This is a genomic window from Actinoplanes sp. 13, from assembly GCF_056134165.1.
The window spans coordinates 1-1,324 of the sequence record NZ_JBVYOQ010000071.1 but is presented as its reverse complement, the minus strand read 5'-3'; the positions used below and the strand labels follow the sequence as shown (position 1 = coordinate 1,324).

General features: G+C 54.4%; 1 rRNA gene. It reads left to right on the top strand.

Annotated features, from left to right (window positions below):
• Positions 1 to 60: 60 nt before the first annotated feature.
• Positions 61 to 1,324: ribosomal RNA gene (locus AC0NH5_RS42970) — 23S ribosomal RNA — on the top strand; the annotation flags it as partial.

Genomic DNA, 1,324 nt, shown 5'->3' with positions numbered 1-1,324 from the left:
GGTTGTGGGTTGGTCGTTGGTTGAGAATTGCACAGTGGACGCGAGCATCTTGTTTTCTGTGGTTAAGTTGTCAAGGGCGAACGGTGGATGCCTTGGCACCAGGAGCCGATGAAGGACGTGGGAGGCCGCGATAGGCCTGGGGGAGCTGTCAACCTAGCTGTGATCCCAGGGTGTCCGAATGGGGAAACCTGGCACGAGTCATGTCGTGTCATCGCTAGCTGAATTCATAGGCTAGTTGAGGGGAACGCGGGGAAGTGAAACATCTCAGTACCCGTAGGAAGAGAAAACAACCGTGATTCCGTGAGTAGTGGCGAGCGAAAGCGGATGTAGCCTAAACCTTTTGCGTGTGATACCTGTCAGGGGTTGCGCATTGGGGGTTGTGGGACCTGCTTGAAGAATCTGACAGTTCTTCGAAGAGTTACAAAGCTTGTTGTTAGTCGAACGACGTGGGAAAGTCGGCCGTAGACGGTGAGAGCCCGGTAGACGAAAATGTCAAGCCTCTTTGCAGTGTTCCCGAGTAGCAGCGGACTCCTAGAATCTGCTGTGAATCTGCCAGGACCACCTGGTAAGGCTGAATACTTCCTGGTGACCGATAGCGGACAAGTACCGTGAGGGAATGGTGAAAAGTACCCCGGGAGGGGAGTGAAATAGTACCTGAAACCGTTCGCCTACAATCCGTCAGAGCCTTTCGGGGTGATGGCGTGCCTTTTGAAGAATGAGCCTGCGAGTTAGTGGCATGTGGCGAGGTTAACCCGTGTGGGGTAGCCGTAGCGAAAGCGAGTCTGAAGAGGGCGCTCTTTAGTCGCATGTTCTAGACCCGAAGCGGGGTGATCTAGCCATGGGCAGGTTGAAGCGTGGGTAAGACTACGTGGAGGACCGAACCCACCAACGTTGAAAAGTTGGGGGATGACCTGTGGTTAGGGGTGAAAGGCCAATCAAACTCCGTGATAGCTGGTTCTCCCCGAAATGCATTTAGGTGCAGCGTCGTGTGTTTCTTGCCGGAGGTAGAGCACTGGATGGTCTAGGGGGCCCACAAGCTTACTGAAATCAGCCAAACTCCGAATGCCGGTAAGTGAGAGCGCGGCAGTGAGACTGCGGGGGATAAGCTTCGTAGTCGAGAGGGAAACAGCCCAGATCGCCAGCTAAGGCCCCTAAGCGTGTGCTAAGTGGAAAAGGATGTGGGATCGCATGGACAACCAGGAGGTTGGCTTAGAAGCAGCCACCCTTTAAAGAGTGCGTAATAGCTCACTGGTCAAGTGGTTCCGCGCCGACAATGTAGCGGGGCTCAAGCACACCGCCGAAGCTGTGGCATTCACATTTTAAC